The organism is Seleniivibrio sp. (genome assembly GCF_021209385.1).
Lineage (GTDB): Bacteria > Chrysiogenota > Deferribacteres > Deferribacterales > Geovibrionaceae > Seleniivibrio.
Genome location: NZ_JAJOIL010000026.1, coordinates 17132 through 41134 on the forward strand (window position 1 = coordinate 17132; position 24003 = coordinate 41134).

At 47.9% G+C, this 24003-nt stretch carries 28 protein-coding genes, 1 other RNA gene and 1 riboswitch; of the genes, 8 read left to right on the top strand and 21 right to left on the bottom strand.

The window, feature by feature from the left end:
- Position 1: 1 nt before the first annotated feature.
- Together cobJ and cobK are read left to right on the top strand one after the other, a co-directional pair.
- Positions 2 to 724 (top strand): precorrin-3B C(17)-methyltransferase, encoded by a 723-nt coding sequence (gene cobJ / locus LRY47_RS07885; RefSeq protein WP_295223968.1) that lies wholly within the window; start codon positions 2 to 4, stop codon positions 722 to 724.
- Positions 721 to 1392 (top strand): precorrin-6A reductase, encoded by a 672-nt coding sequence (cobK, locus tag LRY47_RS07890; RefSeq protein WP_295223970.1) that lies wholly within the window; start codon positions 721 to 723, stop codon positions 1390 to 1392. The genes cobJ and cobK overlap by 4 nt, the downstream gene beginning before the upstream one ends.
- A 3-nt stretch (positions 1393 to 1395) precedes the next feature.
- Here the strand turns inward: cobK and LRY47_RS07895 are convergent, their stop codons facing one another.
- The 18 genes from LRY47_RS07895 to LRY47_RS07980 form a co-directional block, all read right to left on the bottom strand.
- Entirely contained in the window at positions 1396 to 2022 is a 627-nt protein-coding gene (locus LRY47_RS07895; RefSeq protein WP_295223972.1) for a CsgG/HfaB family protein, read from the bottom strand.
- A gap of 15 nt (positions 2023 to 2037) precedes the next feature.
- Positions 2038 to 2370 (bottom strand): hypothetical protein, encoded by a 333-nt coding sequence (locus LRY47_RS07900; RefSeq protein ID WP_295223973.1) that lies wholly within the window; start codon positions 2368 to 2370, stop codon positions 2038 to 2040.
- Positions 2371 to 2461: 91 nt separating this feature from the next.
- Positions 2462 to 3250: an RnfABCDGE type electron transport complex subunit B gene (locus tag LRY47_RS07905; protein ID WP_295223975.1), complete on the bottom strand. Its 789-nt coding sequence runs from the start codon at positions 3248 to 3250 to the stop codon at positions 2462 to 2464.
- A 1-nt stretch (position 3251) separates the two neighbouring features.
- A complete protein-coding gene (gene rsxA, locus LRY47_RS07910) occupies positions 3252 to 3827 on the bottom strand; it encodes an electron transport complex subunit RsxA (protein ID WP_295223978.1) in 576 nt (191 codons plus the stop codon).
- Positions 3824 to 4435, bottom strand: coding sequence for an electron transport complex subunit E (locus tag LRY47_RS07915; protein WP_295223980.1), 612 nt, complete (start codon positions 4433 to 4435; stop codon positions 3824 to 3826). Before LRY47_RS07915 ends, rsxA begins: the two co-directional genes overlap by 4 nt.
- Complete coding sequence (locus LRY47_RS07920) at positions 4432 to 4980, bottom strand: RnfABCDGE type electron transport complex subunit G (RefSeq protein WP_295223982.1); 549 nt, start codon at positions 4978 to 4980, stop codon at positions 4432 to 4434. The genes LRY47_RS07915 and LRY47_RS07920 overlap by 4 nt, the downstream gene beginning before the upstream one ends.
- Positions 4977 to 5969: an RnfABCDGE type electron transport complex subunit D gene (locus LRY47_RS07925; RefSeq protein ID WP_295223984.1), complete on the bottom strand. Its 993-nt coding sequence runs from the start codon at positions 5967 to 5969 to the stop codon at positions 4977 to 4979. Before LRY47_RS07925 ends, LRY47_RS07920 begins: the two co-directional genes overlap by 4 nt.
- Positions 5962 to 7269, bottom strand: a complete 1308-nt coding sequence (rsxC, locus tag LRY47_RS07930) for an electron transport complex subunit RsxC (protein ID WP_295223986.1) — start codon at positions 7267 to 7269, stop codon at positions 5962 to 5964. Before rsxC ends, LRY47_RS07925 begins: the two co-directional genes overlap by 8 nt.
- Positions 7269 to 7733 (bottom strand): cytidine/deoxycytidylate deaminase family protein, encoded by a 465-nt coding sequence (locus LRY47_RS07935; RefSeq protein WP_295223988.1) that lies wholly within the window; start codon positions 7731 to 7733, stop codon positions 7269 to 7271. Before LRY47_RS07935 ends, rsxC begins: the two co-directional genes overlap by 1 nt.
- A 1-nt stretch (position 7734) precedes the next feature.
- Positions 7735 to 8187: a ribose 5-phosphate isomerase B gene (gene rpiB, locus LRY47_RS07940; RefSeq protein WP_295223990.1), complete on the bottom strand. Its 453-nt coding sequence runs from the start codon at positions 8185 to 8187 to the stop codon at positions 7735 to 7737.
- An 80-nt stretch (positions 8188 to 8267) separates the two neighbouring features.
- Positions 8268 to 9176: a quinolinate synthase NadA gene (gene nadA / locus LRY47_RS07945; RefSeq protein ID WP_295223992.1), complete on the bottom strand. Its 909-nt coding sequence runs from the start codon at positions 9174 to 9176 to the stop codon at positions 8268 to 8270.
- A 1-nt stretch (position 9177) separates the two neighbouring features.
- On the bottom strand, positions 9178 to 9987 hold the full coding sequence (locus LRY47_RS07950) for a TIGR00282 family metallophosphoesterase (protein ID WP_366043482.1): 810 nt from the start codon (positions 9985 to 9987) through the stop codon (positions 9178 to 9180).
- Positions 9947 to 11506, bottom strand: a complete 1560-nt coding sequence (gene rny / locus LRY47_RS07955; protein ID WP_295223995.1) for a ribonuclease Y — start codon at positions 11504 to 11506, stop codon at positions 9947 to 9949. The genes LRY47_RS07950 and rny overlap by 41 nt, the downstream gene beginning before the upstream one ends.
- Positions 11506 to 12051: a 5-formyltetrahydrofolate cyclo-ligase gene (locus LRY47_RS07960; RefSeq protein ID WP_295223998.1), complete on the bottom strand. Its 546-nt coding sequence runs from the start codon at positions 12049 to 12051 to the stop codon at positions 11506 to 11508. The genes rny and LRY47_RS07960 overlap by 1 nt, the downstream gene beginning before the upstream one ends.
- Positions 12026 to 13258, bottom strand: coding sequence for an AAA family ATPase (locus tag LRY47_RS07965; protein WP_295224000.1), 1233 nt, complete (start codon positions 13256 to 13258; stop codon positions 12026 to 12028). Before LRY47_RS07965 ends, LRY47_RS07960 begins: the two co-directional genes overlap by 26 nt.
- A gap of 134 nt (positions 13259 to 13392) precedes the next feature.
- Positions 13393 to 13571, bottom strand: a non-coding RNA gene (gene ssrS / locus LRY47_RS07970) — 6S RNA.
- A 349-nt stretch (positions 13572 to 13920) separates the two neighbouring features.
- Positions 13921 to 14184 carry a cell division protein ZapA gene (locus LRY47_RS07975; protein WP_295224002.1) on the bottom strand — a complete coding sequence of 88 codons (264 nt, stop codon included), beginning with the start codon at positions 14182 to 14184 and terminating at the stop codon, positions 13921 to 13923.
- Positions 14185 to 14203: 19 nt separating this feature from the next.
- Positions 14204 to 14395, bottom strand: a complete 192-nt coding sequence (locus LRY47_RS07980; protein ID WP_295224004.1) for a hypothetical protein — start codon at positions 14393 to 14395, stop codon at positions 14204 to 14206.
- 105 nt (positions 14396 to 14500) lie between these two features.
- Between LRY47_RS07980 and LRY47_RS07985 the strand changes: the two genes are divergently transcribed.
- From LRY47_RS07985 to LRY47_RS14160, 3 genes are all read left to right on the top strand, one after another.
- On the top strand, positions 14501 to 15898 hold the full coding sequence (locus LRY47_RS07985; protein ID WP_295224007.1) for a tetratricopeptide repeat protein: 1398 nt from the start codon (positions 14501 to 14503) through the stop codon (positions 15896 to 15898).
- A gap of 152 nt (positions 15899 to 16050) precedes the next feature.
- Positions 16051 to 17052, top strand: a complete 1002-nt coding sequence (gene dgt / locus LRY47_RS07990) for a dGTP triphosphohydrolase (protein WP_295224009.1) — start codon at positions 16051 to 16053, stop codon at positions 17050 to 17052.
- Positions 17053 to 17200: 148 nt separating this feature from the next.
- Positions 17201 to 17326 carry a hypothetical protein gene (locus LRY47_RS14160; RefSeq protein WP_366043472.1) on the top strand — a complete coding sequence of 42 codons (126 nt, stop codon included), beginning with the start codon at positions 17201 to 17203 and terminating at the stop codon, positions 17324 to 17326.
- A gap of 82 nt (positions 17327 to 17408) precedes the next feature.
- Here LRY47_RS14160 and LRY47_RS08000 read toward each other — a convergent pair whose 3' ends face one another.
- The 3 genes from LRY47_RS08000 to LRY47_RS08010 are packed head-to-tail and all read right to left on the bottom strand — an operon-like array spanning position 17409 to position 20297.
- On the bottom strand, positions 17409 to 18086 hold the full coding sequence (locus tag LRY47_RS08000; RefSeq protein WP_295224012.1) for an anaerobic ribonucleoside-triphosphate reductase activating protein: 678 nt from the start codon (positions 18084 to 18086) through the stop codon (positions 17409 to 17411).
- On the bottom strand, positions 18086 to 18253 hold the full coding sequence (gene nrdD, locus LRY47_RS08005; RefSeq protein ID WP_295224015.1) for an anaerobic ribonucleoside-triphosphate reductase: 168 nt from the start codon (positions 18251 to 18253) through the stop codon (positions 18086 to 18088). Before nrdD ends, LRY47_RS08000 begins: the two co-directional genes overlap by 1 nt.
- The gene (locus LRY47_RS08010; RefSeq protein WP_295224018.1) at positions 18246 to 20297 is read right to left on the bottom strand and encodes a ribonucleoside triphosphate reductase; all 2052 of its coding nucleotides are present in this window, start codon (positions 20295 to 20297) and stop codon (positions 18246 to 18248) included. The genes nrdD and LRY47_RS08010 overlap by 8 nt, the downstream gene beginning before the upstream one ends.
- Before the next feature lie 91 nt (positions 20298 to 20388).
- Positions 20389 to 20585, bottom strand: a riboswitch (cobalamin riboswitch).
- Positions 20586 to 20963: 378 nt separating this feature from the next.
- Between LRY47_RS08010 and LRY47_RS08015 the strand changes: the two genes are divergently transcribed.
- From LRY47_RS08015 to LRY47_RS08025, 3 genes are read left to right on the top strand one after another with little or no spacing between them, the layout of a single operon-like run.
- Positions 20964 to 22223 (top strand): ABC transporter substrate-binding protein, encoded by a 1260-nt coding sequence (locus tag LRY47_RS08015; RefSeq protein WP_295224021.1) that lies wholly within the window; start codon positions 20964 to 20966, stop codon positions 22221 to 22223.
- 1 nt (position 22224) lies between these two features.
- Positions 22225 to 22932: a GTP-binding protein gene (locus tag LRY47_RS08020; RefSeq protein ID WP_295224024.1), complete on the top strand. Its 708-nt coding sequence runs from the start codon at positions 22225 to 22227 to the stop codon at positions 22930 to 22932.
- Positions 22929 to 23945 (top strand): ATP-binding cassette domain-containing protein, encoded by a 1017-nt coding sequence (locus LRY47_RS08025; protein ID WP_295224026.1) that lies wholly within the window; start codon positions 22929 to 22931, stop codon positions 23943 to 23945. Before LRY47_RS08020 ends, LRY47_RS08025 begins: the two co-directional genes overlap by 4 nt.
- Positions 23946 to 24003 lie beyond the last annotated feature (58 nt).

Consider the following 24003-nt stretch of genomic DNA (forward strand, 5'->3'; position numbering starts at 1 on the left):
AATGGGCAGACTTTTTCTCACGGGTATTGGACCCGACGGCAAAAACACTATGACGGCACAGGCGGAATACGCCATAAAAAACTGCACCGCCGTATGCGGTTATGATAAATACGTTGAGCAGGTGGCGGATATCATCCCAGCCGGAAAACAGGTTTTCACCAGCGGTATGAAAGGCGAAGTTGAACGGGCGGAAACAGCCATACTGTATGCCAGAGAAGGACATGACGTATGCCTTATCTGCGGTGGCGACCCGTCACTTTATTCCCTTGCGTCATTGGTTTACCAGCTCGCCGACACATCGGTTGAGATTGAGGTTATACCGGGCGTGACAGCGGCAATGGCGGCATCGGCAATCCTAGGCGCACCCATTGCGGACGACCTCGCCATAATTTCCATGTCCGACCTTCTGACCCCTTGGGAGATAATCAAAAAGCGCATAGACGGCGTGAACGTCGGAGATTTCGTGGCGGCGGTCTACAACCCCAAAAGCATGAAACGCACACAGCAGATAGAGTATGCTCTGAAAACTTTTTACGACGTTCGCGGAGACCTCATCACGGGAACGGTGAAAAATGCCTTCCGTGAACAGCAATCCGCAAAAATATCAAAAATTTCCGACTTCGATTTCGACTTCGTTGATATGTCTTCCATAGTAATTGTGGGCTGCAGAAAAACTATAATCAAAGACGGCAAGATGATAACACCCAGAGGGTATCCCGTTTGAAAACGCTTGTTCTGGGCGGGACATCCGACACCCGCGAATACATAAAAAAGCTGGACGGCGATTATATTGTGAGCGTTGCCACACAGTACGGCTATGAATCGTTCGGCAAAGATTTTCCGACTGTTCTCATACGTTTTGAAGAGGACACACTGACAGCTTTTATACGAGAACACGGCATAACCGCAATTGCTGACACAACTCACCCTTTCGCAAAAAACATCACCGCGCTTGCGGTCAGCACAGCAGAAAAGCTCGGAATCCCATACATTAACGCCATGCGGATACCGAAACTGGAGTCTGACTACGAAAAGATAATCATCGTTGAGTCATACGAAGATGCGGCGGAGAGGACAAAAGAATTTTCATCAGTTCTGCTCACCATCGGCTCAAACAGGATTGATATATTTAAAGACGTTATACATAAATGTTTTATACGCGTATTGCCCTATGAAAAGTCAATTGAAAAATGCAGGCTGGCGGGTGCCGAATACAAACAGATAATCGCCATGCAGGGTCCTTTTTCGGAAGAATTCAATATAGCTCTAATGCGGGAAATAAAGGCGGATGCCCTCGTTACGAAGTTATCGGGTGATGCGGGTGGTCTGAAAGAAAAGATAAGTGCATGTGAAAAAACAAAAACCGCCTGTATTATTATTACAGGCGGCTGATATCTATTTCATTAAATTTAAATTAAGATTTTTGCTGATGTTCTTAACAAGCCCTTCGGATTTCAGCGGCTTTGACATCTTTTCGATAATATCCGTGAGAAGATACTCTGCACTTGCCGCTTCATTTTTGTCGTCCGCCTTTGAACGCTCAGATATCTCCGAAGACCAGAGAACAGCACCCGTTTCAATGCTTATCAGTTTCGCCACAAGCTGAACCTCTGACATGTATATGTCACGCCCCTTTTCCATCTGGTTATATGCGACGAGTTTTCCTGTGAGGATGCTGTCTGCGCCCATAGCTTTCAGTTTGTTTTTGGTCTTGTCATCAAGCAGTCCGGCATAAGATGATTTCTGCTGAAAACCGACCTCGGTAAAAACCTTGTCTATGTCATTTCTGTCCATGATGCTGAACAGCTTGCCGTCAACAAGCTCTGCGGTGAATTTGTCCGCGATTATGTCAGTGTTATACCCTATGCCAAAATTCTTATCGAAACCTATTATCGCAACGCGCTTGACACTTTCTCTGTTAAACTGAGGTGAAAGATTTGCTTTGTGAATATCCGTAGTAACGGCGGGACCGCATGAGACAAGAAAAATACACAAAAAACCGAACATAAAAAACTTTTTCATCAATCCCTCCATAGGTCACTGTCCGTCGCCGAGGTTCTGTGTCAGCCTCAGAAGTTTCTGACGAAGCAGATTCTTTTTGCGCACGATATTGCCGTTGTCTGTGCTGACAACGTCGAGAAGTTTCAGCTTTTCGCATATCTCTTTAATCTTGTCCGCCGCCAGTCCGGTATTTTCCGGTTTTTTATCCAGAGACACAACGGTAATGTCATGATCGTTTGCGGTTCGCACCGTATCTTTGTTCAGTGCGAAAAAGAACTCGCTCATTCTGTAAAATGCGCTAAGTCTGTTCAGCAGGGCTATCTTATCCTCAACAAACAAACTTTGCATATCGGGCGGATTGGTTACCATAACGCTCCAGGAACATAACTGTATTGTGTGTTTATCTTCGCAGATAAACGCCTCTCTTATGTATCGTCCTTTTTGCGTCGAATTTGAGTAATTATTTGCTATAATCTCCAATAGCTTTTGTGGGGCATACCGCCACGCACTCACCACAGACATTACAGACGGAAGGATCTATCTTCGCTAAGAAACTGTCCACATCTATAGCGCCGACAGGGCATTTCTTCTCGCACATCTTACAGCCTATGCACCCGACACTGCAAGCTTTTTTCACTTCGGGTCCCTTGTCTTTAGACATACAGTTGACAACCACAGGCTTGTCTTCGGGGATAAGCGTTATAAGATTTCTGGGACACGCTTTGACGCAGAGACCGCAGGCACAGCATTTTTCGGCGTTGACCACCGGAATACCGTTCTTGCCCATGTGCATAGCGTCGAAACCGCACGCTTTGACACAGCTCCCCTCGCCCACGCACCCGAAAGTACAAAGCTTGCTTCCGCCGTTTAAGATAACGATACTGTGGCAGTCGCGGGGACCGTAATAATTATATTTCTCTACGGCGTTTTCACATCCGCCGTTGCATCTTACTCTTGCTACTTTTTTAACTGAACTGTCGGCAGTCAGCCCGAGATATTCGGCGATCTGCTGAACCATGTCGCGGCTGCATACAGGGCAGGAATTAACAGGTGCTTTACCTGTTACAATTGCCTCTGCCAGAGCCGCACAGCCCGGATATCCGCATCCGCCGCAGTTTGCCGCCGGAAGCATCTCGTTCACCGCTTCAATACGCTCGTCCTTCACCACATGGAATTTTTTGGACGCGTACATAAGCCCGATTCCCGCAACGAAACCCGTTGCCGCCATTGTTAAAACTGCCGCTATCATATCACTTCACCAGCCCTGAAAAGCCCATGAATGCGAGGGCGAGTATCCCAGCCGTAATGAAAGCGATGGGCAGTCCGCGGAAATAATAAGGGATGTCTGAAAGCTCTATACGTTCCCTGATACCTGCAAAAAGCACCATCGCCAATGTAAAGCCCAGTGCCGAACCAATGGTGAACACCAGCATATGCAGGAAATCGAATCCCGACTGTATATTGATTATAGCCGCACCGAGGATGGCGCAGTTGGTGGTTATCAGCGGAAGGTATATGCCAAGGCTCTGGTACAGGTCGGGAGAGGACTTTTCGATTACCATCTCAACAAACTGCACAAGTGCCGCTATGACCAGAATGAAAACTATCGTCTGCAAAAAGCCGACGTTGAATTTGTCCAGCACAGCATACTGAATTATCCATGTGATAGAACCCGCAACTGTCATTACGAATGTCACCGCAAGTCCCATACCCACAGCAGTTTCAACCTTTTTCGATACGCCGAAGAAGGGGCATATCCCGAGGAATCTGGCAAGAACGAAGTTATTTACGAGTACCGCACCGACAAACAGAAGGAAAAGGCTCATTGTGCGCCCCCTCTGCTGATGCGTCTGCGCTCTTCAACGAAGTTGTTGAATGCCATCATGAAACCAAGCACTATGAACGCACCGGGAGGCAGTATCATGAGTATTGCGGGGCTGAAATGTACTCCGAAAAGGTCAAGCCCGAACCATGAGCCGTTTCCAAGCACTTCGCGTATGCTTCCCAGAACGAACAGCGTCAGTGTGAATCCCATACCGGAACCTATGCCGTCCAGAAGAGAATCAAACACGCCGTTCTTTGATGCGAAACTCTCCGCCCTGCCAAGCACGATACAGTTAACCACTATCAGAGGGATGAACAGTCCAAGTATCTTGTGCAGATCATGAAAATACGCATTCATGGAAAGGTCTATAAGTGTCACAAAGGTTGCGATTATCACAACATATGCAGGTATGCGCACCTTTGCAGGTATTATGTTTTTAACCAGCGCAACGGCAACGTTGGAACCCATAAGCACACCAGTGGTGGCAAGTCCCATAGCTATCCCGTTTATTGCGGAAGTGGTCACGGCAAGTGTCGGACAAAGTCCCAAAACCTGCTTCATTACGGGGTTGTTCTTAAAAATTCCTTCTGTCAGGATGGACAATTTCATTTCGCACCCCCGGCTTTACCGATTATGGCAAGGGCGTTTCTTACTGCTTCACAGACAGCACGCGGCGATATGGTCGCACCGCTGAAACTGTCTATCTCGCCGCCGTCTTTTTTAACGGTTATATTTGATTCTGCGGTCTTGCCTATGAAGCTGTCACGCCATGATTTATCCTGAATTTTGTTGCCAAGCCCCGGCGTTTCCGCGTGGCTTATCACCTCTATGCCAAGCACTTTTCCGTCAACTCCGGCGCCGACAAGTATCTTTATGTTGCCCGAATATCCTTTGGCGGAGACGCTTTCAACGGCGTAACCGAATATCTTGCCGCCCTTCTTGCCAATATAAAGGGTATTCCCGTCAACGGTCATTGTCTCCCTGTCCGGTTCGTTGTCAAACCCCGGAAGCACAGTTGTAAGCCCTTTCAGAAAATCCTGACGCTCCGCATCGGCTATCTTCTGTTTCGTAGCGCCGTAAACTCCCGCAAGCAGAAGCGCCGCCAGAGCGGATATAACCGTAAGCACCACAACCATTTTCAGCGAGTTGTTCATTTCTTCACCTCGCCAAACGACAGTGGACGCATATATTTGTCCAGCAGAGGAACAAAAGCGTTCATAATAAGCACGGCAAAACCCGTACCCTCCGGATAGCTTCCGTATATCCTGATTATCCCAGCGATAAGCCCGCAGCCGATGCCGAACACTATCTGCGCACGCTTTATGACGGGTGACGTAACATAATCAGTCGCCATGAAGAATGCCGCAAGCATCGCGCCGCCGCTGACAATATGCAGGAAAGGGTCGATGGTTCTCTGGGGATTTATAAGCCATATTATCCCTGTGAACGCGAAGAGCGTTCCAAGGAAAGAAATCGGAATATGCCATGAAATGACCTTGCGGTTCATCATGAAAAGTCCGCCAATGAGTACAAATACAGCACCGTCGCCGCCCATACAGCCGCTTACGTTGCCTATTATCTGGTCAGTGTATGTCGCAAGATTCGCAGTAACAACATGCCCGTGGGCGATTATGTCGGATTTCAGCGTTCCAAGCGGTGTCGCGGAACTTACTGTGTCAAAAAGGAATCCGTGGATTATTGGCGAAGGCTTCACCCATGAGGTCATCTCAACAGGCCATGCAATAAGCAGGAAAACACGCGCCACCAGAGCGGGATTGAACGGGTTCTGTCCAAGCCCCCCGTAAACCTGTTTTGAAACGACTATCGCAATGAAAGACCCCACAAGCATCGTCCACCATGGAGCGGCGGCAGGCATGTTCATTGCCAGCAGAAGCCCCGTCACCAGAGCCGAATTATCTTTTATGGCGACCGGTCTGCCTGATATTTTATCGAAAAGATATTCAAAGCCTATACAGAAAAGGGTTGTAAGCACATAGCCCTTAACCGCATAATAGCCGTAATACCATATTGAGTTGGCAATGATAGGCAGCATGGCTATGACCACCGTCATCATCACCTTGTTTGTCGTTTCAGGGTGTCTGTCGTGGGGTGAAAATGTCACCAGAAATTTTCTGTCAGGCATTTTTAGCCCCCCTCTCCTTTATCCTCTGCATAATGTGGCGTTTGGATGTTTTGAAACCGCCCACCAGCGTCCTTCTGGACGGGCAGACGTAGGAACAGCATCCGCACTCTATGCAGTTCATCACATGGTGCTGTTCAAGTTCTTCGTACATTTCTTTTTTTACGAACCTGTCCATTATGGAAGGCACAAGAAGCATCGGGCATGCGTCAACACAACGTCCGCAGCGGATACAGGGATATTTTGTAAGGTCGGGCATATCCTCTTCGCGGTAGACCAGAATTCCGCTGGTTCCTTTCATGACGGGTGTTTCGACGGATGTCACCGCCATTCCCATCATGGGTCCGCCCATGACTATCTTTTTCGGAACGCCGAGGAATCCGCCGCATGCGTCGATAAGCGACAGAATGGGCGTTCCCACCCGCACGCGAAGGTTTTTCGGAGTGACCACAGCGCCCGTAACAGTGACGATCCGCTCAAAAAGCGGTTTTTTATCGTAATATGCTTCGTAAACAGCCGCGGCTGTTCCGACGTTATGAACGATAACGCCGACCTCCACCGGAAGTTTGCCCTCCGGCACAACTCTGTTCAGGCAAGCTTTTATAAGCTGTTTTTCGCCGCCCTGCGGGTACTTAACATAAAGAGGCACAAGCTCGAAACCATACTCTTTTTCATATCTTTTAAATATCTGTATGGCGTCCGGCTTGTTCTTCTCTATACCGATTATGAGGTTCTTAATATTGAGTTTTTCTTTGATAAGCACAGCGCCTTTGATGACCTTTAGCGTCTGTTCAAGCATCATACGGTGGTCGCATGTGAGATAAGGTTCGCACTCTGCACCGTTTATAAGCAGCGAGTCCACCTCTTTCGGAGGTGAAAGTTTGACGTGTGTCGGGAAGGTCGCTCCGCCCATGCCAGTTATGCCTGCGCGCTGGACAATCTGCTGAAAAGTTCCTTCATCAGAGATTGGTTCAAACTCGTCGTTGGTTTCGTCCGCCTCAATGATTATCCCTTCCATACGACCCGCCATGGGGTGGATGACATGGGATATGGACGTAACTTTTCCGTTGACGGGACTGTGGATGGCGGCGCTTATGAACCCGCCTGCTTCAGCCACAAGTTCACCTGTTTTAACCTGCTGGTTCTTCGCAACCACAGGTTTCGCCGGAGCACCTATATGCTGTGAAAGCGGCAGGTAATACTTGTCTCCTGCTTTAACGGGCAGGGTCTCTGTCGGCTTACCGCTGGTGAGTGATTTATTGTAGTCGGGATGTACGCCGCCTTTAAACCCGAAAAAAGGCATCAGATCTTTCCTTTTTCAAATTTTATGAGCTGAACCCGCTTTTCATAAAGCATTTCGTCTGCCAGCGGGTCGCTGTATCCCTGTTCGTAGATAACTTTTTCAATACCTGCGTTGCATATCATCTTCGCACAGATGGAGCAGGGTTTAGTATTGCAGTAAAGTACTGATCCTTTTATGCTTACCCCGTGATATGCCGCCTGAATGATGGCGTTCTGCTCCGCGTGAAGTCCCCTGCAAATCTCGTGACGTTCGCCGGACGGCACTTTCAGCTGTTCGCGCAGGCATCCCGTTTCGGCACAATGGGTTATGCCGCTGGGCACACCGTTGTATCCCGTGGCGAGGATATGATGATCCTTAACGATAACTGCGCCCACCTGCCTTCTCAGGCATGTCGAACGCTGTTTCACCAGATTGGTCATTTCAATAAAATATTCATCCCATGAAGGTCTTTCAGTTTTTGACATTTCAGCACCAGCTGTCTTTTGCGAGTTCGTCTATCTTGTCGATGCGTCTCTGGTGTCGTCCCCCCTCAAATTCAGTATTGAGGAACAGGTCGACCATATCAACCGCTCTTTCGATGGTTGTGATGCGACCGCCGAGCGCCATTATGTTAGCGTCGTTGTGCAGACGGCACATTTTCGCCGTGTAGGTGTCAAAACAGAGCGCACAGCGTATACCTTTGAATTTATTGGCAGAAATGGAGATACCGATGCCAGAGCCGCACATGATAATTGCGCAGTCGGCCTTCTTTTCAAGAACGGCTTTTGCCGCGGCAGCACCGAAATCAGGATAGTCAACAGAAGATTCGGAATCAGTTCCGAGATCAACAACCTCGTAACCTTTTGATGTGAGATAGTTTTTTATTTCCGACTTAAGTCCGAAACCACCGTGGTCGGAAGCTAGAGCAATACGTTTCATATTTTGACCCTCAATCAATTACAACGGCTTAAAAACAATATCAGATTTTTCAATATAATGGAAGCTTATATTTGAAAAGCCTATTCGTTTCTAGGAATGGCAAGCATCCGTTCGATGCAGGTCACCGCCTTTTCAGCAACTTCCTTATCAACAGTGATAACGTTGCTCATGTTTAAAAGGCACTCGTAAACGTCTTTAAGAGTGGTCTTTTTCATGTTCTTGCAGGTGAAGCCTTCATATGCGAACAGGAAGGTCTTTTCAGGATTCTCAAGTTTCAGCCTGTAACCTACACCGGTTTCAGTGGCGATGATGAATTTCTTCGCATCGCTCGCCTTGCAATAGGTATAGATGCCCGACGTTGAGCAGACGTGGTCTGCTATATCCACCACTTTGGGAGGACATTCGGGGTGTGCGACAACTATTGCGTCTGGGTGTTCGCGTCTGAGCTGCTGAATCTCCGGAACCGTCACTCGGTTGTGTATGGGGCAAAAGCCGGGGTAAAGAATGACCTCTTTGTCTGTGAACCGCTGGACGTAGTTGCCGAGGTTCTTGTCGGGAACAAAGAGAATCTTGTCCGACTGTATGCTCTTGATAACATTGACAGCATTGCCCGAAGTACAGCACAGATCGCTCTGAGCCTTAACTTCTGCGGTGGAGTTCACATAACAGACTGTCACGGCGTCTGGGTGCTGAGCTTTGAACTCGGCAAGCTTTTCGCCTGTGATCATATCCGCCATGGGACATCCTGCATCAAGTCTGGGCAAAAGGACAGTCTTTTCCGGTGCGAGCATATGGGCGGTTTCCGCCATGAAATGCACGCCGCAGAAAACAATGACCTTGTTTGATGTTTTCGCCGCCTCGATGGACAAACCGAGAGAGTCGCCTGTTATATCAGCTATTTCCTGAATATCGTCTATCTGATAATTGTGAGCAAGAATTACAGCATCCCGCTCTTTTGCAAGCTTTTTTATCTCCGCTTTGTAGTCCATATCAGTCCCCAGATGTCATACATACTTTAGAGAAGCTTGTGACCTTAAGGTCGCTTCCGTACTCGAAAAACAAGGCATTAAACAATATTTTACCCCGCTTTTCAACCTCAAATTTGCGCGGCATCCCCGTCAGAAATCTTTCTATGGGCGCGTATTTCTCCATTCCTATCACGGAATTCTGAGCGCCGCACATTCCGGTGTCCGTCAGGTAAAGGGTGCCTTTAGGAAGCAGACGTTCATCATTCGTCTGCACATGGGTATGGGTTCCCGTAACAGCTCCGGCTCGCCCGTCGGCATAAAATCCGAAAGCTGCTTTTTCGCTGGTGGCTTCGGCATGAAAGTCCACGAAAACAAATCCTTCAGCCTCTTCCATGATGCTGTCAAACTTGCGGAAAGGACAGTCGGAAAGCCCCATGAAAACACGCCCGATAAGGTTCACGCATGTGAACTTCTCACCGTTCTTCTCAATGGTTATGCTGCCTTTGCCCGGCACGCCTTCCGGCATGTTCGCGGGGCGGATGAGCCTGTCCATTTTATCAATGGACTTTTCAACCTCTTTATTGTCCCAGACATGGTTTCCTGTGGTGAGGATGTCGATGTCGAGACGCAGAAGTTCCTCATATACAGCATAGGAAATGCCGAAACCTCCGGAAGAGTTTTCGGCATTTGCAATGATGATATCAGGTTGTATTCTGCCCGGACAGCGGGCAGAAAGGTTTGAACCGCCTTTCTGCCTGTGCGTCCGATAATATCTCCGATATGGAGGACTTTCACTTTGCGTATCCGACCGCTCTGGATTCCCGGATAACAGTGACTTTTATCTGACCGGGATAGGTCAGTTCGTCCTCTATCTGTTTTGAAATGTCTTTGGACAGCGTAATAAGTCTTTCATCGTTAACCTTTTCGGGTTCAACGATAATTCTGACTTCACGTCCTGCCTGTATAGCGTATGATTTGCTTACGCCGTCAAATCCGCCTGCGATTGTTTCAAGGTTTTCAAGACGTTTGATGTAGCTTTCCAGCACTTCGCGTCTTGCGCCGGGGCGTGATGCAGAGATGGCATCTGCCGACTGAACAAGCACAGCCTCGATACATTTGAATTCCTCTTCGCCGTGGTGAGAAGCTATCGCATTGATAACTCTCCAGTCTTCCTTGTGCTTTTTGGCAACTTCAACACCTATCTCGGTGTGTGAGCCTTCAGCTTCATAGTCTATCGCCTTACCGATATCGTGCAGAAGACCTGCGCGTTTTGCTATCTTTTCGTTAAGTCCGAGCTCTGCCGCCATAAGACCTGTGATCTTGGCAACCTCGATGGAGTGACCAAGAACGTTCTGACCGTAGGAAGTTCTGTATTTCAGCCTTCCAAGCAGTCTTGTGATGTCTTTGCTGACGTTGTGCAGACCGAGGTTGAAAAGGGCTTCCTCGCCCACTTCAAGAACGTGTTTTTCAAGTTCCTCTTTCGCCTTGTTGTAAATTTCCTCAATGCGCGCAGGGTGGATACGTCCGTCGGACACCAGTCTTTCCAGTGTCATTTTGGCGATCTCTCTGCGGAAAGGGTCATAGGACGAAAGAATTACTGCTTCCGGAGTGTCGTCAACGATTATGTCAACGCCTGTAACGCTTTCAAACGTGCGGATGTTACGTCCTTCACGTCCGATGATGCGTCCTTTCATCTCGTCGGAGGGCAGAGCCACAACTGTGACGGTGATCTCCGAGATGTATTCGGGTGCGCAGCGCTGGATAGCGGTGGAGATGATGCTTCTTGCCTTTTTGTCGGCTTCGGTCTTTGTCTCCTCTTCCAGTTCGCGCAGAGTTCTTGCGGCTTCAAGTTTCGCATCGTCAACCATCTGTGCGATAAGCATCTGTTTCGCTTCTTCGCTGGTCATGTTGGCTATTTTCTCTGTTTCAAAGATGATGTTCTGTTTCATCTCATTGATGCGTTCTTTTGTAGCGTCTATCTCTTTCAGACGTCTGTCATATTCGGCATCTTTCTGTACAAAGGATTCCTCTTTCTTTTCAAGAGTTTCCATCTTTTTGTCTACTGCCTCTTCCTTCTGGAAGATGCGTTTTTCCTGAACTTTCAGGTCGTTGCGTTTTTCGCGAACTTCTCTTTCAATTTCAGCTTTGCCTTTGTTGACAATATCTTTGGCTTCGAGTTTGGACTCTTTTACGATGTCGTCGCCCTCTCTTTTTGCTCTGCTGATAATGTCTTCAGCGGTTTTGTTCAGTTTCAGATTTTCAGCGTCATTTCTTTTTTTCTGCCAGAACATTCCGAAGAATGCTCCGATAACAGCTCCGGCTACCACCAGAAGGTAATAAGATATACCCATCAGCTGTTCCTCCTGTATATATCAGTTTCGGTGACGAGCATGTCGCATGGTATGTCGTGCGGTTCTGCTTTGATACTGTCAAAAAGCTGACACTCAAACGCCAGACCCACGGCTTTGCGTATTCTGCCCGCCGCAAGGAGCCTGTCATAATAACCTTTGCCCCAGCCAACCCGCATAAGCCTTCTGTCGAAGGCAACGCCCGGCACCGCGGCAACGTCTATGGATTCGTAATCGGTACATTCGGCAGGCTCGCAGATTCCGTATGCACCGCAGATAAGGCTGTTTTCACCTTTATAAAGCCCAAGCTCTATTCCGTCTCCCCGCACGCAGGGAAGATAAACCGCCTTTTTCATTCCGTATAAGGCATTTATAAGTTCCACCGTGTCAACTTCGCCTTTGAAGCTGACATAAAGCAGAAAACTGTCAAACGCCTGAAACATCGCAAGAAAGCGCTCTGTTATACTAACGGAAGCTCTCTTTGCATATGCCGGATCAAGGTTTTTTCGTCGGGCAAGCGCCTCACTTCTGGCTTTTGCCTTTTCCATATTCCTTGACACCAGCATGAAGTTTTCTCAGCCTTTCGGCTATTTTGCTTTCAAATCCCGCTTCGGATGGGTCATAAAAGACCTTATCCGTCGCGCCGTATTCCTGTTTAACGAACCCGCCGTGGTCGAACGGGTAAACATAACCCTGTCCGTTAGTCCGTAAAGGCTCCGGCACCGCCGGCGTGTTCTCTTCAAGATACTCTTTTACCATGTGCATGGACATATAACTCCGGTTGCTCTTGGGGCATCCGGCAAGGAATGTCACAACATGGGCGAGGATGATATCCCCTTCGGGTCTGCCCACCGCCATGAAGTTTTCATAGCCCGCGTGTGCAAACGTTACAGCATCGGGAAAGGCACTGCCTACGTCCTCCGATGCGCTTATGAGCAGTCTGCGGAAGATTGCCTCCGGTTCCATACCGCTTTTAAGGAGCGAAAACGCCCACAAAAGCGCGGAATCGGGGTCTGTTCCCCTTATGCTCTTGATCATCGCCGAAAGCATATTGTAATGCTCGTCGGTGTTATACCTTCCGGATGCGGTGTGCTGCGCAGCCTCTTTAACATTGAGGTGCAGAACGTCACCGACAAACTTTCCGCCGACAGCGGACAGCTCCAGAAGACTGTAAAAACGCCGTCCGTCACCGTCAGATGCCTGAATTAACCTGTCAAGATCCTCTTCAGACAGAATAACATCGACAGCGTTATACCGCTTTTTAAAATACTCGTACGCCCTTGCGAACATCTGCGCAAATGCACTGCGGTCAAGTCTTTGAAGTTCAAAGACAAAACTGCGCGAACGCAGAGGGTGTATTAAATTGTGATAGGGGTTTTCCGTGGAAGCTCCGATCAGCTTGGCGTGTCCGGAATCTATCAGACCCAAAAGAAGAACCTGTTGGCTTTTGTTGAACCTGTGCAGTTCATCCAGAAAAACCAGCGTCTTGCCTCTGGTACCCGCAGACTCCATAACCTGCTTGATTTCCGCCGCGCCCGCCGTGGCCGCGTGGAGACTGACAAAAGGCATCTGTAAATGGTTTCCGATTATTTCTGCCAAGGTGGTCTTTCCTGTGCCGGGTGGACCGATAAGGATTATCGAGTCGAACCCGCCGTCTTCTGCCATCTTACGAAATACGGAATCTGCACCCAACAGATGATCCTGTCCGGCTATATCGTCAAAGACCTTTGGTCTTAACTCTTCCAGTATTCTCATTTATGTATAAACCCCTAACGGGCGGTAAAAAACTTCCTATCGAAACACATTTTCATGTGTCTTTGATTATTATATTAGCACATCATCAGAATAGAGCAATGATATGTTTAAATTTTTATGACAAAAAAGGTATAAAAGCCCCCGCTCATGCCGTTAACATAATCCAATTGTAGCCCTGTTCATCAGGGCGGAGGAATCACGACGCATCAGGCTTCCTGCTCATGGCGGGCTTGCACACCGCAATCAGTATCATCCCCCTTTTCTGGAGTATTGGCTCCAATTTTCATATGATACACGAACACAGCAGGGGCATCCTTAGATTCTTAATTCAATGAGACTGCTTCGTCAGCATCAGCTTCCTCGCAGAGACTTGTTTTGTCTTCGCGAGGAACGCAGAGACGACGCGATCTCGTATATCTTTATAACATTTTATAAATAAATGACGTCCTGCCATTTATTTATCAGCGCAAAGACTCTTTAAGCCTCCCTTTAAAAAAGGGAGGTTTGGAGGGATTACATTATATTTCATAAAAATCCACCCCGACCCTCCTTTTTCAAAGGAGGGAGAAGAGGCTGCTTCGTCCTTAAAGTCCTCACAGAGACGGTTTTCATATCGTCTTTGCTGGCGAAGCAATCCCGCGCCTATATCATTTTTTCAATTTTCAAACGTCTGCCTTCCTTAAAAGATCATCAAGGATGGCATCGGCGGCATCTGCCGCTTCTTTCAGGTCAAGGTATTGAGCAGACAGTGTAAGTGCCGCCATAACGGCGAGCTTCTGTGTGTCAAGCACGTTGACCTTACTTCTTATTTCGTTCATACGATTCTGCAAAAGATCGGTGGCTCTGTCCACAAAGTCCTTGTCCCTGTCTGTCACCAGAGGGTACTGCAATCCGTTTATATTGACCTTATGTTCATAGACAGGCACTTTTGCACCTCAACTTCTTTTATAGTCTGCCGATCAGATTTTCGATACGCTCGCGAACGGCGTCTTTCTGTTCCGAAAGCTGACGGTTTTCCTCTTTCAGACGGATATTCTCGGCTTCAAAGAGGGAGCATCTGTCCTTTTCTCTCTTAAGCTCGGACACCAGACTGTCTATCTTACTGCTTAAAATATCCAGTTTCTCAAGAAGTTCCATGAAACCTAATTACATCATTTATACACAGTTGTCAATAAATTAGAATAGAACCGAACCCAGCAGATTTTTGTAGACCTACACTTAAACCGATGCTAAAATTCATCCATGAGAAACATATTCACTTTAATCCTTATCATACTTACAGTGGCTCTTGCCGTTTCGTATTCCGTCAATTTTTATACCGGCAAAAAACCCACGGAACTGCCCGTTCAGTTCAACAAAACGGCACAACCTGAAACACCTGCTTTTCAGATGCCAAATTCGGACGTAAACCTTATGCCCGAAGAACCTGACATGGCGAACACAGACGTTTATACAGGCGTTCTCGCGCTTGAAAAATCAATAGGCAAAAAACTTTCAATAATAGCGCGATCTTCAAACAACAAAGAGGTCATCGCGCGTATAGACCAGCTCAGTAAACAGCTTGAAACCGACGTAACTCTGGTTCTTGCCGCAGTCAACAAAAAAGAGCAGTGGTACAGAAACGAATTTTATCAGGTACTTATCGGACTTTTTGCAGTTTTCGTGCTGTTCACCGCAATAATGATAATGGGTTATGTGAGCATTAAAAAATTCGTTGCGCAAAGCCTTATGATATCAGGATTTAAACCTGTTCAGACCTCTTCAGACGAAGCTGAAAACCCCATTCTTACAGCTGTCGGTGCCGTAGCCGCGAAACTCGCCGTCAAAATCGGCGAAAACCGCTATCTGTTCGATGCTGATAAAGCTGTCAGACTTAACACCGTACAGAAAAACGTCCTGTCAGAGATAACAGACGAAATACTGTTTCTGGACAAAGCTGGAAGCAAATTATCTCCGGAAGAACTTTATCTTCTCGGTGTTGAAAGGCTTAACGAAAAGAATTACACAGAGGCAAACGCCCTTTTCGAGCATATCAGAAGGGACGATTCAGATTTTGCCGCCGCATGGTATATGACAGGCTACATAGCCTATCTGAATAAAAAATATGATGTAGCCGCAGAAAATCTTGCGAAAGCATGCATGATAGAACCTGAAAATGATACTTTTCAGTCAACTTACGGCAGCACATGCCTTAAACTGAAAAGATACTCAGAAGCGGCATCCGCACTTGAAAAAGCAGCGGCACTTAAACCAGAAGACGCAGCCGTATGGAACAATCTGGCTCACGCATACATAGTTTCAGGCGAAACGGAAAAAGCGGCTGAAGCATTTCAGAAAGCGACTGACCTGAAACCGGATTTCCACGAAGCCCTTCATAACCTCGGACTGGCGCTGGGCAGGATGAACAAACAGGAAGAGGCACTTGCGGCATTTGAAAAAGCTATCACAGCCAAACCCGACAAACACGAATCCATGTACAACGCCGCCTGTCTTTACGCACTCCTTGGCAAACGTGAAGGCGCGCTGAAAAACCTTAAAAAGGCTATTGAGCTTTCACCGGAATATGCAAAGAAAGCCCGCACTGACAAGGACTTTGAAAGTTTTGCAAACGACGCCGAGTTTAAAGCCATAGTAGGATAAGATAGAACTTCTTCCTTTTTATCTCCCCCTTTAAAAAAGGGGGACTAAGGGGGATTTACATTAAATATCAATCAAATCCACCCCAGCCCTCCTTTTGCAAAGGAGGGAGTAAGACAACAATCTTGAATTTATAAATAACCGGAGAGTAATAGATGCAGTGGGAAAAACTGCTTAACTATAACAGACTGAACGAAAAAGAGAGGGAATTCGACGACGCTCGAAACCCTTTCAGCATAGATTTTGACCGGATAATTTTCTCCGACTCTTTCCGCAGACTTGATCGCAAAACGCAGGTTCACCCCATGCGGAGCAACGACAACGTACACTCCCGCCTCCCACACAGCCTAGAAGTCTCATGCGTCGGCAGAAGCCTCGGAACCCTTGTGGGCGCACAGATAAAAAACCTTCCGCCGCATATGACATCAGACCGCGTTGGACAGATAGTTCAGGCAGCATGTCTGGCACACGACATAGGTAACCCGCCATTCGGTCACATGGGCGAAACCATCATCGGAAAATGGTTTGAAGAACACGGCGGCAAATATTTCGATTCATTATCCGAATCCCAGATAAACGACTTCACTCATTTTGAGGGCAATGCACAGGCATTTCGCATAATGACGCGTACATCAATGTACAGAAACAGCGGAGGACTGCGTCCCACATACGCCGTCATAGCCGCTATGATGAAATACCCGTGGATATATCAGGAAAATATTAAAAAATTCTGCTGTTTCAGCAGTGAAAGAGAGATTCTGGACGATATCGCCGTGAAAACGGGTCTGAACGGCGCTGACGGCATTTATTGCCGCCACCCCCTCGCATATCTTTCCGAAGCGGCAGACGACATCTGCTACAGCATAATTGACCTTGAAGACGCATACGAAATGGGTATTCTGCGGTTCAGTGAAGTCAAAGAACTGCTCAACTGCATATGCAAAATAGCAGACGACAAATTCTCAGGCAAGACAGACAAAGAAGTAATCGCGTATCTCAGAGCTATCGCCATAAATAACTGTGTCAACGCAACGGTTGGCGAATTTATCAAAAACGAAGACGCAATAATAAACGGCACTCTTCCGTATAAACACAACCTTCTTGAAAAGTCGGCTTTCAGCAAAGAAGCAGCAAACATAAAAAAAAATCAGCAGTGAGCTTATCTACAACAACAGGCGCAAACTCATTCTTGAGGTCGGAGCCTACAATATTCTCGGAATACTGCTGGAAACCTTCTGTGAGGCAGCATACGAACACGTCACGGAAGAAAAACCTGATGACAAGACACAGCATATCATAAAGATAATGGGCGATCAGGCACCACAAAAAGCCGAAACAGTCTTTGAGGCTCTGCACAGAGTGACCGATTATATTTCTGGTATGACAGACAATTACGCCACTGAAACAGCACAGCAGATAGCAGGAATTTAAAAAATATGAGACTGCCGCGCCGATTACATCGGCTCGCAGAGACGTGAAAAAGAAATGCACCTCAGATGAGCAGAAAGCAGGCTTAACGCACTCTGACGTTATTAAAATATTTTTCAATAAGCTTTATGGCGCCGCTTTTATCAAATATCTCCGGTTTAAAAGATTTATCCAGCATCCGCGAATCCCTAAGGGTCTGAACATAAAAAGGCGCATCACCGACATATCCGGCAACAGCGGCAATGTCCGCCTCTTCAGGCATTTTCCACATGGTATGGCGCACCTCGAAAGGAACCCCGAATATCTTAAGCGCTTCAATGGTTTTGTAAAACGAATTATGTTTGTGGGGAGTTCTCACGATACTTTTAAGGTCGTCGGGTGAAAAAGACTTAAGGTCAACGGCAACATAGTCCGCAAGTCCCGCATCCAATATCTTTGCCAGCTTTACAGGAAGAAAACCGTTGGTGTCCAGCTTAACGGCAAGTCCTCTGGATTTCAGGTCGTCCAGAAACAGATGCAGATTCTTTGAAAAAAGAGGCTCGCCGCCGGTTACGGCGACGGCCTCGATATCCTTACCGTTCAGGTAGTCAAGGAAATCAGCCAGTCTGTTTGACCCCTTTCTGCCAACCGCAAGATACGGGTTGTGACAATATCTGCATCTTATGTTGCACCCATGGGTGAAGGCTATGGATGAGATCTTTCCAGGGTACTCCATAAGGCTCACATGCTGATAGTCTGCAAGAAAAAAGTCATACGCTGTCATTATTTAACCTGAAAAGTCTCTCTGTGTTCAAATTCTTCTTTTTTGCCCTCGTTCCATTGTTTAACGGGGCTGTGGTAACCCACTACGCGGCTGTATACGTCACAGGGCGTACCCTTAACGCTGTCCAGCTCGGTTTCCAGTTTTTGCAGTTCTTCTTTCTTATCCATTAGATACCTCCTGTTCTATTTGGTTCTTAAGTCTTTCTATCTGAAGACTTATCTCGTGTTTTCTCTCATCTTCGCAAAGGGGGCACTCTTTATGCTCACCCTTGATATAGCCGTGTACGGGGCATACGGAGAAGGTGGGCGTAATGGTTATATAAGGCATTGCATAGCTCTGCGTTATGTTTTCCAGCAGTTTTGAAACGGTCTCCGGTCTGTCCACCGCCTCGCCCAAGAAGACGTGGAACACTGTGCCGCCTGTATAGAGCGGCTGCAGTTTATCCTGATGGGACAGAGCCTTGAAAAGGTCTCTGGTCTGCTCAACGGGAAGCTGTGTGGAGTTAGTATAATAAGGTCTCTGCGCCGAGCCGGATGTAACGATGTCGCCGAAATCTGCAAAATCTTTTTTCGCCAACCTGTATGAAGTCCCTTCCGCTGGTGTCGCTTCAAGGTTGTACAGCATGTCGTCCTCATCCTGAAAGTCCGCCAGCTTGTCCCGCATGAAGTTCAGCACCTTAACGGAGAACTCAAGCCCCTGCGGATTCATGATATCCACACCAAGGAAATTCAGCAGACACTCGTTCATGCCGATTATGCCGATGGTATTGAAGTGGTTCTTCCAGTATTGCCCGTTACGCTCGTAAATATCTGAAAGATAGTATTTGCTGTAAGGATAAAGCCCGTTGGATGTGAGCTTTTCCAGTGATTTTCTCTTTATCTTCAAACCCTCTCTGGCAAGTTCCATAAGGTTTGAAAGTTTGCTGAAAAATTCAGCTTCGTTCCCCGCTGTGTAGCCTATTCTGGGCAGGTTTATCGTAACGACGCCGATTGAACCCGTCAGAGGGTTCGCACCGAACAGACCGCCTCCCCGCTTGCGAAGCTCTCTATTGTCCAGCCTGAGGCGGCAGCACATGCTTCTTGCGTCGTCGGGACTCATGTCGCTGTTCACGAAATTGGCAAAGTATGGAGTGCCGTATTTCGCGGTTATCTTCATGAGGTCGGTTACGATGGGGTTGCTCCAGTCGAAATCCTTGTCAACGTTGTAAGTAGGGATGGGGAATGTGAAGACCCTGCCCTTCGCGTCGCCCTCCTGCATAACCTCTATGAAGGCGCGGTTGAACATGAAAAGCTCTTCCTGAAACTCGCCGTAGGTGCGTTCCTGCGGAACACCGCCGATGACCACCGCTTCGTCGCGGAAAGCCTTGGGAACATACAGATCCATTGTCAGGTTTGTGAAAGGTGTCTGGAACCCGACGCGCGTAGGAACGTTCAGATTGAAAATGAACTCCTGCATAGCCTGTTTCACTTCGTTATAGGACAAATTATCATACGCGATGAACGGCGCCAGAAGTGTGTCGAAGTTTGAAAACGCCTGCGCGCCTGCCGCCTCGCCCTGAAGGGTATAGAAAAAATTAACTATCTGCCCCATGGCGGAACGCAGGTGTTTGGGCGGTTTGCTCTCCACCTTTCCGTGAACGCCGCCGAAACCGCGTGTAAGAAGGTCTTTCAAATCCCATCCGCAGCAGTACACAGCCAGAAGACCCAGGTCGTGGATGTGATATTCGCCGTTAACGTGCGCTTCCTGAACGTTCTGCGGGTATATCTTGTTCAGCCAGTATTTAGCCGTTATCTTTGACGAGATATAGTTATTAAGCCCCTGCAGGGCATAGGTGGTGTTGCTGTTCTCGTTAACGCGCCAGTCGCTGCCGCCCAGATATTCCTCGACGATGGATTCCAGCCCGCCGAATGCCTCTTTGATATCGCGCATCTCGGCTCTCTGCTTCCTGTAAAGGATGTACGCCTTGGCAGTTTTCGCGTGTCCCTGCTCAATAAGCACTTTTTCAACTTCGTCCTGAATCTCTTCAACGGACACGGTGCCGTAATTACCGTATTTGTCGGTAATGTTCCGGCACACCTTTATGGACAGAGCGGACGAGGTGTTCCTGTCGGTTCCTCCGACGGCTTTTGCCGCCTTATAAATGGCGTTGGCTATCCGTTCCGCGTCAAACGAAACGAAACGTCCGTCGCGCTTGCTTACCTTTTCTATCATATTTCCTCCTCTGAACACAGCAGGAGGGTATGATATCAGGGACGTATAAAGTGTGATTTGTGTTAATGGAATGATGTAAGATCATCCATCCCTCCGCTGGTTACTTCGGGGCAGGTATCCTGACTTTCCATCAACCTACTCTCCTCCGTCTTCCCGCTTTCGCAGTGACTTAAAATTGAGGATTTCGTCCGGATTACAGTTGCGGGGGCAGTGCCGGATTTTAACCGGACTTCCCTGAATCCCGATGAATCATTCTGGCATATTCAGACCAAATCTGTCAAATGATTTTACATATAAAAACAGTTCGCTTCGGGCAGAAGCCCTCACGAAGACCTTTTGTGCCGACGCGGCTGTTTCAGATAACTTTTACGGTGTCCGCTATCTCATCGAAAAGTCTTTCGGCGATGCGAGCGGTTCGCCATATAATATATCCGGCGGCGGCAAGAAAAAATATAAGAGTCATGTCGTCACCTCGTTATTTTCTATTAATCTAGAACCGAAGTGACATAAAACTTTCCGCAATTTGTAAGGGTTTCGTCAGATTTTCAGAGGAAAAAAAGTGTTTGCTAAACAGGGCTTATGCCTATATTAATAGAATATCTTTTGTGGGGAAAGGATAATAAGAAATCAAACGTGTCCGTTTTTGCGGACTTACGGAGGAATATTATGCCCCTTGTCACCCCCGAGATGACCCTTTCAGAGGTCATTTCAACCTATCCCGATACCAGATCGGTATTTATCGCCAACGGTCTTTCCGTTGAGCAGAATAACCACATCTTTATGGCGGCGCTCACAGTTGAATCTTTCATGAAACTGCGCAGTCTTAACCCTGAGATATTTCTCAAACTGCTGAACGAAACCGCAGAGAGCTGCTCGCAGGTCAAGATACTCTATACTGACGAAACCCCTGCCGTGCGCACGGATTTCCTCGGCTACGTTGTCTGTCCCTTCAAGCACCTCTTCAAAGAGGCATTTGAAAGCACACTCAACGGGCATTACGAAAAAACAGGCGAAAAGCTCATCAGCTTCGTCCCAATGGGCTGCGGCGGTCCCGACCCCTATGAATACATATGGGATACGGAAAACATCGACGACCTGCCCGACGCGATAGCATCGCTGGGATTCGGCGCATACTGGCGCAAACCTTTCCGCGAACGCTTCCTCGATACGGGTCTTTTCAAAGCCGTTGAAACAAAACCCTACATCGAAGAGTTTAAAGACCTAAAGGATCCGCTGGGACATTACACTGTCTATTCGTTCTCAGCTTATGTCATGCTCATCGACCACAAAAAGCTCGGCGACCTGCCTATACCGGAACGCTGGATTGACCTTGCAAACCCCATATACAAGGAAAATATCATCGTGAGCGGCAGCGAAGACGAAATAAACGAAGTTCTCCTTATGCACATATATAAGGACGGCGGCGAAGAAGCTGTTAAAAGCATGGCAGGCAACATAAAAGACACATGGCACGCATCCCAGATGGCAAAAGCCGCGGGAAGCAGCATGAAAGAAGGCGCTGCGATCTACGTTCTGGCGTGGTTCTTCGCAGACACATGCCCCAACACAGACCACATATCCATCATCTTCCCCGAAGAGGGCGCACTTGTCAGCCCCATGTATATGATGGTGAAAGCCGGCAAAGAGGAAAAAATGAAGGTCGTCACGGACTTCATGACAGGTTCCGTAATGGGAGGCATCTCTTCAAGTGCTAAATTCCCGTCGACATGTCCGGATGTACCCAACGTTCTGCCTCAGGGAACAAAACTGAAATGGTTCGGATGGGACTTTGTGCGCGAACACGACATGAAAGTATTTTCCGACGAATTGAACGCCCGCTTTGCAGAATACCGCAGGGAAGCAGGTTCAATAAGCAAGCACAGCTCCCACGGTAAACGTAAATTTCAGATACTGGTGAACAAATAATATGAAACTTGTAACAGTTGCGGGACCGCCCTCCGCTGGCAAGACCGCCGTAATAATAAAAACCGCCGTCCATCTTAAGAAGATATATTCCAAGATTGGCGTGGTGAAATTCGACTGTCTCTCGACATCCGACCACCTGCTTTACAAAAAAGCAGGAATATCCGTCGTAACAGGTCTGTCGGGCAACCTCTGTCCAGACCACTACTTTGTCAGCAACATCGACGACTGCCTCCAATGGGCAAAGCGCAAAGGCTTCGACATGCTCATAAGTGAAAGCGCAGGTCTGTGCAACAGATGCAGCCCGCACATAAAGGAGATTCCTGCGGTCTGCGTAATCGACTGTCTAGCCGGAGCGGACACCCCGAAAAAGATAGGTCCCATGCTCCGCTATGCCGACACCGTCGCAGTTACGAAAGGCGACATAGTTTCACAGGCGGAACGGGAAGTTTTCTCATTCCGCGTGCGTCAGGCAAACCCCAAGGCATCCGTTATCTTCGTTAACGGCATCACCGGACAGGGAGCCTATGACCTCTCCCATGCCTTTTCAAAAGCGACGGATGTTGAAAGTCTGGAGGATGCGAAACTCCGCTTCTCAATGCCAGCCGCCATCTGCCCCTACTGCGTCGGAGAAATGACAATCGGTGTTGACCACCAGAAGGGGAATGTGAAAAAAATGGTATTCAAAGAGGAAGAAGAGGCAGCGGTATGACAGAACTGATGAACACCCCCATAGCAGTGATAACGGAAGAACACCCTTATGCTATGGACTATTTCCGCTCCGTGGGTGTATCCGTTGCGGACAGCGAACTTACCCCCAGAGAGATAATAGACGCTCTGAATGACGAAGTTCTTGAAGATAAAGGATTCTCTAAAGAACAGATATCGTCTCACTTTATAGAGTTTCTGAAACAGGCGGCAATGCTGAAAAGCACCGCGGAACGCTCAGTTCACAGCGTCACTATCATCGGCGGAAAGGATAAATCCGGTACGCCCGAAAACTTTGAGCTGACGCTTAACCCCGGCGACATACTCTGCATAGTCGGCACAACAGGTTCCGGCAAAAGCCGTCTGCTGGCTGACATAGAATGTTTCGCACAGAAGGACACACCCACTGAAAGAACCGTTATGGTGAACGGAAAGATACTCGCCGGCGAAGACAGATTCCGTCTGGAAAACAAACTGGTGGCACAGCTCTCCCAGAACATGAACTTCGTTGTGGACATGAGCGTGGGCGAGTTCATCGCAATGCACGCATCCAGCCGCATGATACCCGACATCGAGGCTACTGTTGAAGCCGTAATAACCTGCGCAAACGAGCTTGCAGGGGAAACCTTCACATACGAAACTGCTCTGACACAGCTTTCCGGCGGTCAGTCCCGCGCGCTTATGATAGCTGATACGGCAATGCTCAGCTCCTCACCTATTGTGCTTATCGACGAAATTGAGAATGCCGGTGTCGACAGACGAAAAGCTCTGGAACTGCTTGTAAAAAAAGAGAAAATAGTTCTGATGTCAACCCACGACCCCATACTGGCGCTGATGGGCAACAGAAGACTTGCCATACACAACGGCGGCGTTAAAAAAATCATAGAAACTGACAAAGACGAACTTGCCGGACTTGAGGTTCTGCAATCTGTCGATGCAAAACTGATGCAGCTTCGCACGATGCTTCGGGCGGGTGAAAAAATTTCTATAGATATGAAGAAATTTTTCCAACTATAGTTTTAGGAATCTGCTAGAATATAGTTGGATATTTTCATCTATCGGAGTTTTTTTTGGT